The sequence below is a fragment of the Rhizobium sp. BK181 genome, from assembly GCF_014193305.1.
Taxonomy (GTDB): Bacteria; Pseudomonadota; Alphaproteobacteria; order Rhizobiales; family Rhizobiaceae; genus Rhizobium.
The window spans coordinates 305,113-318,944 of record NZ_JACHZA010000005.1 but is presented as its reverse complement, the minus strand read 5'-3'; the positions used below and the strand labels follow the sequence as shown (position 1 = coordinate 318,944).

At 60.6% G+C, this 13,832-nt stretch carries 14 protein-coding genes; 4 read left to right on the top strand and 10 right to left on the bottom strand.

What is annotated here, in order from left to right; translation table 11 throughout:
- Positions 1-19: 19 nt before the first annotated feature.
- Entirely contained in the window at positions 20-856 is an 837-nt protein-coding gene (locus FHT77_RS15920) for an amidohydrolase (RefSeq protein WP_183755919.1), read from the bottom strand.
- Positions 857-1,065: 209 nt separating this feature from the next.
- On the opposite strand from FHT77_RS15920, the gene FHT77_RS15915 reads away from it, so the two are divergent.
- From FHT77_RS15915 to FHT77_RS15905, 3 genes are all read left to right on the top strand, one after another.
- On the top strand, positions 1,066-1,797 hold the full coding sequence (locus FHT77_RS15915) for an SDR family oxidoreductase (protein ID WP_183755918.1): 732 nt from the start codon (positions 1,066-1,068) through the stop codon (positions 1,795-1,797).
- A gap of 98 nt (positions 1,798-1,895) precedes the next feature.
- The gene (locus tag FHT77_RS15910) at positions 1,896-2,534 is read left to right on the top strand and encodes a DUF1345 domain-containing protein (RefSeq protein WP_246712609.1); all 639 of its coding nucleotides are present in this window, start codon (positions 1,896-1,898) and stop codon (positions 2,532-2,534) included.
- A gap of 71 nt (positions 2,535-2,605) precedes the next feature.
- The gene (locus tag FHT77_RS15905) at positions 2,606-3,820 is read left to right on the top strand and encodes an adenylate/guanylate cyclase domain-containing protein (RefSeq protein ID WP_183755917.1); all 1,215 of its coding nucleotides are present in this window, start codon (positions 2,606-2,608) and stop codon (positions 3,818-3,820) included.
- On the opposite strand, the gene FHT77_RS15900 is transcribed toward FHT77_RS15905, so the two are convergent.
- The 8 genes from FHT77_RS15900 to FHT77_RS15865 all read right to left on the bottom strand — a co-directional run bounded on the left by FHT77_RS15900 (position 3,817) and on the right by FHT77_RS15865 (position 11,348).
- A complete protein-coding gene (locus FHT77_RS15900) occupies positions 3,817-3,990 on the bottom strand; it encodes a DUF1328 domain-containing protein (protein WP_037133354.1) in 174 nt (57 codons plus the stop codon). The two genes, FHT77_RS15905 and FHT77_RS15900, sit on opposite strands and share 4 nt — an antisense overlap.
- Positions 3,991-4,142: 152 nt before the next feature.
- Positions 4,143-4,637 (bottom strand): ester cyclase, encoded by a 495-nt coding sequence (locus FHT77_RS15895; protein WP_183755916.1) that lies wholly within the window; start codon positions 4,635-4,637, stop codon positions 4,143-4,145.
- Positions 4,638-4,704: 67 nt separating this feature from the next.
- Entirely contained in the window at positions 4,705-6,132 is a 1,428-nt protein-coding gene (locus FHT77_RS15890; RefSeq protein WP_183755915.1) for a gamma-aminobutyraldehyde dehydrogenase, read from the bottom strand.
- 52 nt (positions 6,133-6,184) lie between these two features.
- Complete coding sequence (locus FHT77_RS15885) at positions 6,185-7,000, bottom strand: ABC transporter permease (protein ID WP_183755914.1); 816 nt, start codon at positions 6,998-7,000, stop codon at positions 6,185-6,187.
- Positions 6,990-7,964, bottom strand: coding sequence for an ABC transporter permease (locus FHT77_RS15880; RefSeq protein WP_183755913.1), 975 nt, complete (start codon positions 7,962-7,964; stop codon positions 6,990-6,992). Before FHT77_RS15880 ends, FHT77_RS15885 begins: the two co-directional genes overlap by 11 nt.
- Positions 7,961-8,947 carry an ABC transporter ATP-binding protein gene (locus FHT77_RS15875; RefSeq protein WP_183755912.1) on the bottom strand — a complete coding sequence of 329 codons (987 nt, stop codon included), beginning with the start codon at positions 8,945-8,947 and terminating at the stop codon, positions 7,961-7,963. The genes FHT77_RS15880 and FHT77_RS15875 overlap by 4 nt, the downstream gene beginning before the upstream one ends.
- A 201-nt stretch (positions 8,948-9,148) precedes the next feature.
- Complete coding sequence (locus FHT77_RS15870) at positions 9,149-10,309, bottom strand: ABC transporter substrate-binding protein (RefSeq protein WP_183755911.1); 1,161 nt, start codon at positions 10,307-10,309, stop codon at positions 9,149-9,151.
- A 130-nt stretch (positions 10,310-10,439) separates the two neighbouring features.
- The gene (locus FHT77_RS15865; RefSeq protein WP_183755910.1) at positions 10,440-11,348 is read right to left on the bottom strand and encodes a LysR family transcriptional regulator; all 909 of its coding nucleotides are present in this window, start codon (positions 11,346-11,348) and stop codon (positions 10,440-10,442) included.
- Positions 11,349-11,529: 181 nt separating this feature from the next.
- Here FHT77_RS15865 and FHT77_RS15860 point away from each other — a divergent pair, with 181 nt between their 5' ends.
- Positions 11,530-12,255 carry a hypothetical protein gene (locus tag FHT77_RS15860; RefSeq protein WP_183755909.1) on the top strand — a complete coding sequence of 242 codons (726 nt, stop codon included), beginning with the start codon at positions 11,530-11,532 and terminating at the stop codon, positions 12,253-12,255.
- A gap of 64 nt (positions 12,256-12,319) precedes the next feature.
- On the opposite strand, the gene lysS is transcribed toward FHT77_RS15860, so the two are convergent.
- Positions 12,320-13,816, bottom strand: a complete 1,497-nt coding sequence (lysS, locus tag FHT77_RS15855; RefSeq protein WP_210280918.1) for a lysine--tRNA ligase — start codon at positions 13,814-13,816, stop codon at positions 12,320-12,322.
- Between the last annotated feature and the right edge of the window lie 16 nt (positions 13,817-13,832).

Below are 13,832 nucleotides of genomic sequence, written 5' to 3'. Positions count from 1 at the left end.
TGGCGCCGCCCTTTTTGTTTCATATCGACCAGATGCGCTTGGCATTGGCCTGATAGAACTTATCGCGCTCCTCCGGGCTGCAGCCTGCAGTCAGAGCATGGGTGGCCGCGACCCAGGGTGTCAGCCCGCCACCCAGCGTGGAGACCGGCCAGTCGCTTCCCCAGACGACGCGATCCCAGCCAAAGCTCCCGATCGTATGCTCGACATAGGGGCGCAGGCTGTCGACCGACCATTTTTCAAGATCACCATACGCGACGACGCCGGAGACCTTTGCGGTTACGTTCGGGCGCCGGGAAAAATCCGTGACACCCTTGCGCCAGACTTCGTTCATGCCCTCCTTGATCGGCGGATTGGCACAATGGTCGAGAATGAAGCGAACGTCTGGGCAATGATCGACAAGTGCGAGGATGGTTTCGAATTGATGCGGGAAGACGCAGAGGTCGAACGTCATGCGGGTGCCGGAGAGGCGCCGGACGTTCTCGCGAAACAGCGGTCGGGCGGCCGTATCGTCGGGTGCTACATGCAGGACGCGGCGGAACCCCTTGATGAAGGGATCGGCGAGCGATCGCTCGAGATACGCCTCGAACCCGTCTTCCTCCGGTCGGCATGCGGTGACGACGCCGCGCACGAGGCTACCTGGACGACGGCTGACCTCATTGACGTAGCTCGTCTCATCATCGATGCGGGTGGGTGCGACATCCACCTCCATGTGCAGGACGTTGGAGATCCCACATCGCATCGCATCGCGTGCATAGTCTTCGTAGAGACTATCTCGATTGAGATCTCCGGCGCTCGAAAGCCAGGGATAGTCAAGCGCCTGCCGATCGACGATGTGCAGGTGTGTGTCGAAAAGCATGCTGTTCCTCCACTGCATGATAACTGCCGCAGACATAAGCATATCGGTCGGGCGGCGTTCCGCGACCAGATTTGTCATGCCCGGCGACATGAGATTGATTAGGCTTCCTCCGGCGTGCAACTCTGCTCCACCCAGGTTGACGCCAATCTGAATATATTGTTTGCATATGAATGAACGCGTCGCAAGCGCTGGATTCTTTGGGAGGACGTATGAGCCACGGTCTGGAAGGCAAGAAGGTCGTCATCACGGCGGCAGGGCAGGGCATTGGTCGAGCGAGCGCAGAGCGTTTCCTGTCGCTCGGCGCGCATGTCTATGCGACTGATATCAACGAGAAGACGCTGTCCACGCTTGAGGGCGCCGAGAAGCACATTCTTAACGTACTCGATGGCGACGCTGTCCGAGCCTTCGCGACTGAGATTGGCCCGGTTGACGTTCTCTTCAATTGCGCCGGCTTCGTTCATGCCGGCACAATCCTGGATTGCGAGGAGAAGGACTGGGATTTCTCCTTCAACCTCAATGCCAAGGCGATGTATACGACCTGCCGTACTTTTCTTCCGGGCATGCTGGAGAAAGGCAAAGGGTCGATCGTCAACATGGCTTCGGTTGCTTCCAGCGTGAAGGGTGTTCCCAATCGCTTCGCCTACAGTGCATCGAAGGCTGCCGTCATCGGGCTCACCAAGTCGATCGCTTCGGATTTTGTGGCGAAGGGCATTCGCGCCAACGCCATCTGCCCCGGCACGGTAGATAGCCCGTCGCTGCACGATCGCTTGCGTGCCACGGGCGATTACGACAAGGCGCTGAGGGATTTCATCGCTCGCCAGCCGATGGGACGAATTGCGACACCAGAAGAGATTGCTGCCCTTGTGACCTATCTTTCTGGCGACGAGGCAGGCTTTACGACCGGTCAGATCCATGTTGTCGATGGGGGCTGGACTGGCTGAGGCCATATTGCTCGCGCTGCCATCAAGCTGATATCAAAGGCAATCTTGCAGTATGCGCGCTCGCCTAAGAAGACGTGTGCGACCGGGGAAGTCACGGAATGGGGCAGGTTCGCAAACACATGGTCTTTGTCGTCGCCGTGGCCGCCGGGCTGGTGACGTTTCTGCTTTTGACCAGCCGGGAGGTCAATCCGCAAAACCTGATCGTCGCCTGGAACGTCAGTGCCATCGTTTTTACCGCGCTGACCTGGCGGCGAATGTTGCGCGCGAGTGTCGCCAGCATCCGCAAACGCGCTGAGGACCTCGATATTTCGGACGTCGTCCTGCTGGCGTTGTCAATTTTGGCTGCCGTCGCCAGTATCGCCGGCATCGCGCTCGAGTTGCACTTCGCCAAGGAAGCGGGACCGAGCGAAGCGTTGGCCCGGGCGCTGGTGGCGATCGTCACCATCCTGAATTCCTGGTTCTTCCTGCACACGCTCTTCACCGTTCACTACGCGCACCGCTACTATGGCGGTTCCCACAAAGGCGATGGACTGAAGTTTCCGGAGAGCACGAAAGAGCCGATCTATTGGGATTTTCTCTATTATTCCTTCACGATCGGCGTTGCCTCGCAGACGGCGGATGTCGCGACGACATCGGTGACGATGCGGAAGCTGACGCTGCTGCATTCCATACTGTCGTTTCTGTTCAACACGACGATCCTGGCGCTAGCCATCAATGTTGGGGCGAGTCTGCTCTAACCCCTTTGGCTGCGTGGAGGGGCGCACGGATTTGGGGTAGAAAGCAATCTCCTTCCCCAAGGGTTGCCGTCATGGAAGCGTTGCCGCGTCAGAGATTGTTGGTGCTTGCCGGCTGCGACGACGCTCGGCTTGACGATCTTGAGCAACGGCAGATCATCGGTCCGGGCGTGCATGGATACTCACTCAGCGATGTCAGTAGGCTCCGCCTGATCCTTGCTCTGCAGGACGCGGGCATCGGCCCTGACATTCTGGCGGAAGGGCTAAGAAGAAAAATCTTCTCGTTCGAATTCGCCAGTCAAGTGATGTTCGAACCGGTAAGCATGACCAGCGCATCGGTAGCGGACGAAGTGGCGGCTGGAACCGTCGACCTCGATACGTTGAACGGTCTCAGGGCCAGCGCAAGCTTGCCGCCGTTGTCGGCGGAGCGCTCACTTCGCGAGGACGATTTGGAGTTCGTCCGGCTTATCGCCGAATGCATGCAGCTTGGCGCCTCGGCTGCGGGAATGGAGCGTGTCTTGCGCGTCTTTGGGCATTCGGTCCGGCGCTGCGTCGACACGATGCGCGACCTCTTCCGGGCCGAAGTCGAAGAGCCAATGCTGAATGCCGGCCTGAGTTACCATCACCTTCTGGAGATCTCCGCGGCCAAGCGTCTTGCTCTTCAGCGGATCGGCTTTCGGGTGCTCTTCCTGTTGCAACGACGAATGCTTGAAGAGGCTGTCTTCGACAATATCGTTGGCAGGCTCCAGGATGCATTGCGCGAACATGGTCTGGAGCCGGAGGACGAAGACAGCTTGCCAGCAGTCGCTTTTGCCGATCTGTCGGGGTTCGCCGGATTGACGCATGAGATCGGTGATGCACCCGCCGCCGAGAAGGCCGCTCGTTTCGAGGCGATCGCGCAACGGCTTTCTTGCTCATTCGATGGACGGATCGTCAAGCCTTTGGGCGATGGAGTCATGATGCTCTTCCCCGACGCGGCTTCGGCAGTCGAGGCATCGCTATCCTTGGTGGAGCAAAGCCGTGAATGCGATCTTCCGCCTGTGCGGGTCGGTGTCGCGACGGGCCAGGTGGTACCGCGCGATGGCGATATTTTCGGGAGGACGGTCAATCTCGCGGCACGCGTTTCCGCAGTTGCCGGGCCGTCTCAAACTCTTGTCTGCCTGAATACGCGTACTGCCGCCGAAGCGGCAGTACGCGGTCTCGCCTTCCAGGGTCTGGGAGCTGTGTCCCTGAAAGGCTTCAAGGACTCTGTGCCTCTGTTTGCTGCCCAACGCAGAACGTCAGGCTAAAGCACAGCATTGCCGGCCATCAGCGCCAGAATCAGGAAGATCAGGAAGATCACCAGCGCGATGCCGAAAAGAACGCGCGCAATTGTCGCCGTCGCGGCCGATATGCCGGAGAAGCCGAAGAAACCGGCAATCAGCGAAATAACGAAGAATATAAGAGCCCATTTAAGCATGGATTTTTTCCTCTTTGTTCATCGCTTAGATGACGCAGCGCGAGGAAATTTGTTCCATACGCTCTTTTCCGCAATCCGCGGGTGCAGGTTGCGGATGCAGCGGAGGGCTTGTGGTGACGCCCTCGAGGAGCGTCGCCATTCCGTATGGGCCGTTACATCAGGCCCAATTGCTTGTAGAAACCAAGGGCATCGTAATAATCCGACTGCTGCTTGATCGCGTTGTTCTCGATGACGAAGACGGAGGCGCCGTCGAAGGAGAAGGACTTGTCAGTCGCCTTGGTCCCATCCGCCCAGGCGCCGCTGTTCTTTCCTGAAAAGGTCCACTCGAAGGAGACCTTGTTTCCGCTGACGATCGGGTCGCCACGCATCACCCATTTCAAGTCTGGTACCGCCGCCATGAAGCTGTCGATCACGGCAGCCTTGGCTTCTGCTTTGCCGACTGTCGGTTTACCGACGGATGCGTCGTAGTAGCTGACCTTCTCATCGAAGTAGGAAGCGGCCTTGGTGGCATCATGCGCGTTCCATGCGGCGAGATACTGTTGGACGACCTCAAGCGGCGTCTGCTCGGCGGCATAGACCGGTGCGCCGACAAACGTCGAGGCGAGGCAGATGCCGCCAAAGGCGGCAAGAATGGTACGGCGTTTCATGTGGACTCCCCTTTGTACATTGTTCTGTTTTTGAATTGCGGCCGGACCGTCTGCCCAGCCGCGCGGATCAACCGTGGTTGATCATGACGTGGCGGACGGCCGTGTAGTCTTCCAAGGCGTAGACCGACATGTCCTTGCCATAGCCGGACTGCTTTAAGCCGCCATGCGGCATCTCGTTGGTGAGCATGAAGTGGGTGTTGATCCAGGTGCAGCCATATTGCAGGCGGGCCGCCATCTTCATGCCGCGGCTGATGTCCTTGGTCCAGACCGACGAAGCGAGGCCGTAGTCGCTGTCGTTGGCCCAGGTGACGGCATCCTCGACATCGGTGAAGCGGGTAACCGAGACGACGGGGCCGAAGACCTCGCGGCGAACAATTTCATCGTCCTGCGTGGCGCCGGCGATAACGGTCGGCGTGTAGAAGAAGCCCTTGTCGCCGGAGGTCTTGCCGCCGGTGGTGATTTCCATGTGCTTGTGCTCAGATGCACGGGCAACGAAACTTTCGACGCGGTCACGCTGGCGTTTGGAGATCAGCGGGCCAATCTCGTTTTCAGTGTCATCAGCCTGGTTGAACTTGATCGAGGAGACGGCCGAGGAGAGGTCGGCGACGAACTTGTCGTAGACCTTCGCGTCGGCATAGATGCGGCAGGCGGCGGTGCAATCCTGGCCGGCATTGTAGTAGCCGAAGGTGCGGATGCCTGCGACCACGGCATCGATATCGGCGTCGGCGAAGACGATGACTGGGGCCTTGCCGCCGAGTTCCAGGTGGGTGCGCTTCACGGTTTTGGCGGCTGCCTGAAGCACCTTCTTGCCGGTTGCGACGTCGCCCGTGATCGAGACCATCGAGATCTTCGGGTGGTTGATCAGCGCGTTGCCGACGCTTTCGCCGCGGCCGAGGATGACGTTGACGACGCCTTCGGGCAGGATTTCGGAGAGCAGCTTCGCCATCTTCAGCGCCGTCAGCGGCGTCTGCTCCGAAGGCTTGAAGACGACGGTGTTGCCACCGGCGATCGCCGGCGCCAGCTTCCAAGCCATCATCATCAGCGGGTAGTTCCAGGGCGCGATCGACCCGACGATGCCGACGGCATCGCGGCGGATCATCGAGGTGTGGCCGGGCAGGTACTCGCCGGCGACCGGGCCGTGCAGGTTGCGCACCGCGCCGGCGAAGAAGCGATAACAATCGACGATCGCGGGGATTTCGTCATTGAGCACGGCATTGATCGGCTTGCCACAGTTCAGTGCTTCGAGGGCTGCGAAGCCTGCGGCGTCCTTCTCGATCGCATCGGCGATCTTTAGGAGGTAGTTGGAGCGTTCGCCCGGCGTCGTCTGCGACCATTGCTTGAACGCGGCTTCCGCCGCGTCCACGGCGGCGTCGATCTGGCCAAGCGAGGCTTCCGGCAGGTCAAGCACTGTTTCACCCGTCTTCGGGTTCAGGATGTGCTCTTCCGTTTCCGTGCCCGCTTCGAAGCGGGACCCAATCAGCATCGCGGTGTCCATTTTGTTCTCCCTTGTCTTTGAGGGGCGGGATGGGGGTTATCCCGCTTCCTGTTTATTTGCCGGCTCCGGCGACCTGGTCGCCGTCGCGAGTGAGGTAGTAGGCTGCCAGGATCGGCAGGAAGGTGACGAGCACGACGACCATCGCGACCACGTTGGTAACAGGGCGCTGGCGCGGGCGGATGAGTTCCTCGAGCATCCAGATCGGCAGCGTCGATTGCTGGCCGCCGGTGAAGGTGGTGACGATGACCTCGTCGAAGGACAGCGCGAAGGCAAGCATGCCGCCAGCCAGAAGCGCGGTGCCGATGTTCGGCAGGATGACGTGCCGGAAGGTCTGGAAGCCATCGGCGCCAAGATCCATCGACGCTTCGATCAGGGATCCCGAGGTGCGGCGGAAGCGGGCGACGGCGTTGTTGTAGACGACGACGACGCAGAAGGTCGCGTGGCCAAGCACGATCGTCCAGACCGAGAACGGGATGTCGAACAGGCTGAAGGCGGAGCGCAACGCAATGCCGGTGATGATGCCGGGCAGCGCGATCGGCAGGATGACCAGCAGCGAGATCGCTTCACGGCCAAAGAACTTCGTCTGGCTGACAGCGGCGGCGCAAAGCGTGCCGAGCACCAGCGCGATCGACGTGGCGATCACCGCGACCTGCACCGACAGTCCGAGCGCTGCCCAGACATCCGGGCGGTTCCAGGCGATCCCGAACCACTGCGTCGTCAGGCCGGGTGGCGGCCATTGATAGCTCTTCTCTTCGGTTGTGAAGGCGTAGACGAAGATCAGAAGGATCGGCAGGTGCAGGAAGAGCAGACCGCCGCCGGCAGCGATCTTCAGGAGCAGCGGCGAATGCTGCGAACGGTCAGAGCGCATCGAAGGCCCCCTGTTTCTTGGCTAGCCAGAGATAGATGGCCATGATGACGATCGGGACGACGGAGAAGGCGGCGGCGAGCGGGACGTTGCCTGCCGTGCCTTGTTGCGCATAGACCGCCTGGCCGATGAAGAGACGCGACGAGCCGATGATCTGCGGAATGATGAAGTCGCCTAGCGTCAGCGAGAAGGTGAAGATCGAGCCGGCGACGATGCCGGGCAACGCCAGCGGGAACAGCACCGTGCGGAAGGTCTGGCTCGGGGTGGCGCCGAGATCGGACGAGGCCTCGATGAGGTTGCCGGGCACGCGTTCGAGTGCAGCCTGTGTCGGCAGGATCATGTAGGGCAGCCAGACATAGACGAAGACGAGAAATGTGCCGAGATAGCTGACCGACAGCGAGTTGCCGCCGATGACGGGCAGGTTGAGGACGCCGTCGAGCAGCCAGGACAGATACAGCTTATCGAAGATCCAGGTCAGGATGCCTTCCTTGGCGAGGATGAGCTTCCATGCATAGATCTTCACGAGATAGCTGGACCACAGCGGCAGCATCACGCCGAGATAGAACAGCGCCTTCCATTTGCCCTGCGCATAGCGGGCGGCATAGTAGGCGATCGGGAAGGCGACGACGGCTGAGGCCAGCGTGACTAGCGCCGCCATGATGATGGTGCGGATGATGATGTCGAAATTCGTCGGGCTGAGGAGCTGTGCGTAGGTCGCCAGCGTGAACTCGTAGTTCACTAGGCCCGAGAAATCGTCGATCGAGAAGAAGCTCTGCAGGAGCAGCGCGATCAGCGAGCCGATATAGATGATGCCGAGCCACAGCAGGGGCGGCGTGAGCATCAGGAAAAGCAGCAGCTTCGGGTGCCGCCAGAAGGCGTCGGACAGCCCGCCGAAGAAACCGCCGCGACCGGGTAGGATCGAGGTCTCGCGCAGTTCGGCCGGCTTCGTCAGTGCAATGGCGGTCATGCTGCGTTATCCATGTAGTGCACGTCGACCCGCTGCCAGGCGAGGCGGACGTTCGCGCCGACATCAGGCACGTTGGCGCCGGCGGGCAGCATCACGTGCAGGCGCGTGCCTTTGGTGGCGACCGTCAGACGGGTTGCGGCCCCCAGGAAGCTTGCATTTTCCACGCGCGCCTCGACACCTTCGTCCGCGACATGGATCGCTTCGGGACGGAGGCTCGCCCAGCGCTTCTCCCCGCCGAGCGCGGTCATCAGGTCTGGCGCGATGACATTGGAGGAACCAACGAAATCGGCGACGAAACGAGTTTTCGGGCGGCGATAGATGTCATGCGGCGTGCCCTCCTGGACGATGCCGCCATTGTTAAAGACGGCGACGCGGTCGGCCATCGACAGCGCCTCACCCTGATCGTGGGTGACGAAGATGAAGGTGATGCCGAGCGCACGCTGCAGGCTTTTCAGCTCCTCCTGCATCTGCTCGCGCAGCTTCAGATCAAGAGCGCCCAGTGGTTCGTCGAGGAGAAGGACCTTCGGCTTGTTGACGAGGGCGCGGGCGAGCGCCACGCGCTGTCGTTGGCCGCCGGAGAGTTGGCCGGGCTTGCGTGCGCCATAGCCGGGAAGCTTCACCAGCTCCAGCGCCTGTTCGGCGGCTTTGGTGCGTTCGGCCCTACCAACACCCTTGACCATCAGGCCGTAGGCGACATTGTCGAGGATATTGAGGTGCGGGAACAGCGCGTAGTCCTGGAAGACGGTGTTGACGTTGCGGCGATAGGGCGGAATGCCCTCGGCCGTTTCGCCAAAGATTTCGATGTGGCCGCCCGTCGGCTGTTCGAAGCCGGCGATCAGGCGCAGGCAAGTGGTTTTGCCGGAACCGGATGGGCCAAGCATGGCGAAGAATTCGCCCGGCGCAATTTCGAGATCAACGCCATCGACGGCACGGACCTGGCCAAAATGGCGCGAGACCTTTTGGAAACGGACGGCGGGGGTCATGGTAAGCTCCGGAATGTCGTGTTTGTTTTGACTTCTTCGCAGTGGGAAGAAGGTGGCCCAAAAGGCTCTAACGAGGGGGCAACCCGGCGTTCCGTCATCGCGCCCCCGCGCTGACGTCCGCTCTTTTGTTCGGTTGTCCCCTCGTCTGCCCTCGCAGGGCGTCTCTCCCCGAGTGAGGAGAAGACGAGGTTGCGGACGAAATTATCGTCCGCCGATTACGCCGATGTAGTCAGAGACCCAACGGTGATAGGGCACGCACTCATTCTGCGTCGTGCACTTCGCAGTCGGCGTTCTCCAGAACTTGATCTTGTCGAAGTGGTCGTAGCCGTTGGTTGCGCAACCTTCGTCGGTCAGCAGTTCGTTGCCCTTGCAGGCGGCGGGAACCGACGGCACAGCGCCGAACCAGGCAGCGGCGTCGCCCTGGACCTTGGCCTGCAGCGAATGCTCCATCCACATGTAGGCGCAGTTCGGATGCTCGCTGTCGACGTGCAGCATGGTGGTGTCAGCCCAGCCGGTCGCCCCTTCTTCCGGGAAAGTCGAGGCGATCTTCTGCTTGTCGGCCTGCATCAGGTTGACCTGGAACGGCCAGGAGCCGGAGGCGACGACGCCTTCGTTCTTGAAGTCGTCGATCTGGATCATCGCGTCGTGCCAGTAGCGCGAAACGAGCTTGCGCTGGCCGCGCAACAGCTCGATCGCAGCCTTGTACTGATCTTCGTTCAGCTCGTAGGGATCCTTGATGCCGAGTTCCGGCTTGTGGGCCATCAGGTAAAGGGCGGCATCGGCGATATAGATCGGGCCGTCATACGCCTGGATGCGACCCTTGTTGGATTTGCCATCCGGAAGCGTTTCTTCCTCGAAAACGACCTTCCAGCTGGTCGGCGCCTTACCCTTGAATGCGTCGGTGTTGTACATCAGGACGTTCGGTCCCCAGAGATAGGGAACGCCGTAGTGGACGTCCTTGACGGTATACCAAGGGCCCTTCTGCAGGCGGGGGTCGACGTTCTTGAAGCTGGAGATCAGATCGGTGTTGATTGGCTGGACACGCTTGCCGGCGATCAGCCGAAGCGATGCATCGCCGGAGGCGGTGACGAGGTCGAAGCCGCCTTCGTTCATCAACGAGACCATTTCGTCCGAGGTCGCGGCCGTCTTGACGGAGACTTTGCAGCCGGTTTCCTTCTCGAAGCTGGTGACCCAGTCGTAGCTCTTGTCGCTTTCGCCGCGTTCGATGTAGCCCGCCCAAGCGACGATGCTGACCGCACCTTCGCCCTTGCCCAGTGCCTTCAGCGGTTCGGCGGCTGCAACCTGCGTCACGAAGCTCATGCTGGCGAGCGCAGCCGTGCACGATTTCAGAAGATATTTCATCTGATGTCTCCCGGTTTTGCCACTTTTCGTGGCGTTATGTTCCCGGTTGAAAAAGTGCGCCGAATTCTCCGGTTTCGCAAATTCATTTATCAGAAAGCCGATATCGGAATCTCCGATATCGCGACCAATCTCAACGCGGCCGACCGGACCGCAGCGCTTCGGCTATGCCGACGAAATCGCGCGCCGCTTGTGGCAGGCTGGATCCCTTCCGCCAGACCATGCCGACCTGCACGACTGGCAGCGAGCCGGACACGTCGCGGCTCTCGATTCGATCGCCTTCGAGCGACCAGGGGCGATAGACGAGATCAGGCAACAGTGCCACCCCGGCGCCCGTCGCGACCAGGCTGCGAACTGCTTCCACCGAGCGCGTGCGGAAGGCAACATGCGGACGGGCACCGAGCGCCGACAGCAGTTTGCCGGTGTTTTCCTCGATTTCGTCGACGGTCAGCATAATCAGCGGTTCGCGGGCGATATCGGCGACGGAAATGATGTCGGCGGAAACCAGCGGGTGGCCCATAGGCAGCCACAGACGGTAGGGCGAAGTCTCAAGAATCTCCGCCTGCAGCGCCATGCGGTCGCGCAGATTGGAGATGACCATGACAGCGACGTCGAGTTCGCCGCCGACCAAAAGGTGTTCGAGGTAGCCGCCATTGTCCTCGATGGCGCTGACTTCGACGCCCGGGCAGGCGCGGCGATAGCGGGCCAACAGGTCTGAGAGCACGTAGCCGGCAACGAGCGAAGTGACGCCGATGTTGAGCGTGCCTGAAAGCTCGTTCTGCTTGCCAGAGAAGCTGGTGCGCGCATCAGAGACGCTTGCGAGGATCTTGGTCGCATGCCGCAGGAACTGATGGCCCTTGTGGGTGATCGTCAGGCCCCGCGGATGGCGCTCGAAGAGCTCGACCCCAAGGTCGGTTTCCAGTTCCTTCAGCGCCTCCGTAACCGAGGATTGCGAGATCGAAAGGTTCTGCGCCGCGCGCGTTACGGAGCCTTGTTCGGCGACGGCGACGAAATACTGGATCTGACGAAGCGTGAAAGCCATGCGCCGTTAGAGCATGGCGGCTAACGGATTGGCAAGCATAGGGAAAGCTTGGACCTTTTTTGGTGCTAATCCCATACTGACGCAAAGTTGGAGGCCGCGTTTAAGCATTCGGAAACGTCATTTCTCTAGCGTCGAAACCACTCGTATTGCGTTGGAGCTTGTTAATGGCGGAGCAGTTGGCGTGAAGGCCCTACTGCGCATCTTCCGGCCCTCCCGGAAATTGGTGTTTATCATCGCTGGCGTCGCCCTCCTTGGGGGCGTCTCCGGCGGTGCCGCGCTTTTTATCGGCAAAGACAAGATCCTTGGTCCCTCCGTCGAAGCAAGCAATGGGCTGACCTGCACCGACGTTAATCTGGTTACCATCAAGAAGCAGGACCGCGTCTGGATCCGCAAGTATATCAAGACCGAACCGACCGATGGCATGACGCGGGTCAAGACTGCGCTTCGCGTGGCAAAAGCGATTTACGATGCGCAGAAACCCGATCTCGTGCAGGTCGTGGTTCTCGACACTAACGGACCGACGTTGCGCTCGGACATTCGCGGTCGGGCGATCGGCGCCGACGTCGTCTATATCCCGCATCCCGATTCCGTGCTCGAAAGCGCGGACGCCAAGACCTATACCGCGCGCTACTACGATGGAAAGGCTGCCGCGAACGGACTCTTCTTCGGCGAGCGCGTCGATCTGCCGGAAGACGAGATCACCGCGATGAATGCGTCCTTCAGGGACTATACGGACTGTATCGATCCGATCGCCGTTGCTGCCACGAAGGGCGGGGAAGGCGAGGGCAAGAAGGGCGGAAAAAACGGCGAGGCGAAGGAAGAGAAACCGGCGGAAGGCGGTGAGCATGGTTCCGCGCCGGCCGAAGAACCCGCCGCGGCGGAAGCCGCGCCTGCTGCCGGCCACTAACAGACTTCAACAAAAAGGCGGCAAGCCCGGTGCTGCCGCCTTTGTCTATTCCGCATAAACCGGCTCAGTCAGCCTTGCTGCGGCGAGCCGGGAAGAGGATGACGTCGCGAATCGACGGGGCGTTGGTGAGCAGCATGATCAGGCGGTCAACGCCGATGCCGAGGCCACCTGCGGGCGGCATGCCCTGGTCGATCGCATCGAGGAATTCGTCGTCCAGCTGCTTTTCCTTTTCGCCGCGGGCATGCGCCTGCTCCAGCTGCTCGACCATGCGGCGGCGCTGTTCTTCCGGATCGTTGAGCTCCGAGAAGGCGTTGCCGAGTTCCCAGGCGTTGCAATAGGTCTCGAAGCGCTCGACGAGGCGCGGCTCGCCCGGTACTTCCTTGGCGAAGGGCGAGATGTCCTTCGGGAAGTGGGTGACGTGGCTTGGCTGGATCAGCGTGCCCTCGACCTTCTCTTCGAAGATGAAGGCGAGGCATTCGCCCCAAGTCCAGTCCTTCTCGACCGCGAAGCCGGCAGCCTTGGCGGCTGAACGGGCTTCCTCATCCGTCTTCATGGCGAGGAAGTCGAGACCGGTCACTTCCTTGACGGCATCGGGCATTGGAACGCGCTTGAACGGACCCTTGAAGGAGATCGTCTTGTCGCCGAAGGGGAATTCCGTCGTGCCGTGGATCGCCAGAGCCAGGCTTTCGAACATCCGCTCCACGAGGTCCATGATGTCCTCGTAGTCGGCATAGGCCCAGTAGCATTCCATCATCGTGAATTCAGGATTGTGCCGGGTCGAGACACCTTCGTTGCGGAAATTGCGGTTGATCTCGAACACCTTGTCGGTGAGGCCGGAGACCAGCGTACGCTTCAGGAACAATTCCGGAGCGATGCGCAGATACATATCCTGCTTCAGCGTGTTGTGGTGCGTCTTGAATGGGTCTGCCGTGGCGCCGCCGTAGACCGAATGCAGCATTGGCGTTTCGACTTCCATGAAGCCGTCGTTTTCCATGAAGCGGCGGATGCCGGAAACGATCTTCGAACGCTGCTGGAAGCGGAGCTTCGATTCCTCGTTGGTCATGATGTCGAGGTGACGCTTGCGATAGCGGATCTCGATGTCGGAAACGCCATGCCACTTCTCCGGCATCGGGAGCAGCGACTTTGTCAGCATGGTGATTTCGCGAGCGTTGATCGACAGCTCGCCGCGCTTGGTGCGGCGCACGGTGCCGGTTACGCCGATGATGTCGCCGATGTCGATCATGCCGAGCATGTTGCGGGCTTCTTCCGGCGTCACGTCCTTGTGGCTGAAGATCTGGATCTTGCCGCCGGCGTCATGGATATCCATGAACATGCCTGAATTGCGCGAGGAATAGACGCGACCGGCAACGGTCACGACATCCTGCGTTTCTACGTCAGCTTCGAGATCCTTGTACTTGTCCGCCAGTTCGGCATTCGTCATCGTCCGGTGGAAATGCGCCGGATAGACGTCGCCGATCTGTTCGCGCAGCAGCTTCAGCTTCTGGGCGCGGACTTCTGTTGCGTCGGACGACAGGGTCGCTGTTTCAGTCTTTTCGGTCATGATGCAAACGTCCGGT

What these genes read in the sequence shown, in the direction of transcription:
- FHT77_RS15875 (WP_183755912.1), bottom strand. Translation starts at nt 8,947, where the DNA reads ATGACCCCCGCCGTCCGTTTCCAAAAGGTCTCGCGCCATTTTGGCCAG.
- FHT77_RS15900 (WP_037133354.1), bottom strand. Translation starts at nt 3,990, where the DNA reads ATGCTTAAATGGGCTCTTATATTCTTCGTTATTTCGCTGATTGCCGGT.
- FHT77_RS15885 (WP_183755914.1), bottom strand. Translation starts at nt 7,000, where the DNA reads ATGCGCTCTGACCGTTCGCAGCATTCGCCGCTGCTCCTGAAGATCGCT.
- FHT77_RS15920 (WP_183755919.1), bottom strand. Translation starts at nt 856, where the DNA reads ATGCTTTTCGACACACACCTGCACATCGTCGATCGGCAGGCGCTTGAC.
- FHT77_RS15910 (WP_246712609.1), top strand. Translation starts at nt 1,896, where the DNA reads ATGGGGCAGGTTCGCAAACACATGGTCTTTGTCGTCGCCGTGGCCGCC.
- FHT77_RS15905 (WP_183755917.1), top strand. Translation starts at nt 2,606, where the DNA reads ATGGAAGCGTTGCCGCGTCAGAGATTGTTGGTGCTTGCCGGCTGCGAC.
- FHT77_RS15865 (WP_183755910.1), bottom strand. Translation starts at nt 11,348, where the DNA reads ATGGCTTTCACGCTTCGTCAGATCCAGTATTTCGTCGCCGTCGCCGAA.
- FHT77_RS15895 (WP_183755916.1), bottom strand. Translation starts at nt 4,637, where the DNA reads ATGAAACGCCGTACCATTCTTGCCGCCTTTGGCGGCATCTGCCTCGCC.
- FHT77_RS15870 (WP_183755911.1), bottom strand. Translation starts at nt 10,309, where the DNA reads ATGAAATATCTTCTGAAATCGTGCACGGCTGCGCTCGCCAGCATGAGC.
- lysS (WP_210280918.1), bottom strand. Translation starts at nt 13,816, where the DNA reads ATGACCGAAAAGACTGAAACAGCGACCCTGTCGTCCGACGCAACAGAA.
- FHT77_RS15915 (WP_183755918.1), top strand. Translation starts at nt 1,066, where the DNA reads ATGAGCCACGGTCTGGAAGGCAAGAAGGTCGTCATCACGGCGGCAGGG.
- FHT77_RS15880 (WP_183755913.1), bottom strand. Translation starts at nt 7,964, where the DNA reads ATGACCGCCATTGCACTGACGAAGCCGGCCGAACTGCGCGAGACCTCG.
- FHT77_RS15890 (WP_183755915.1), bottom strand. Translation starts at nt 6,132, where the DNA reads ATGGACACCGCGATGCTGATTGGGTCCCGCTTCGAAGCGGGCACGGAA.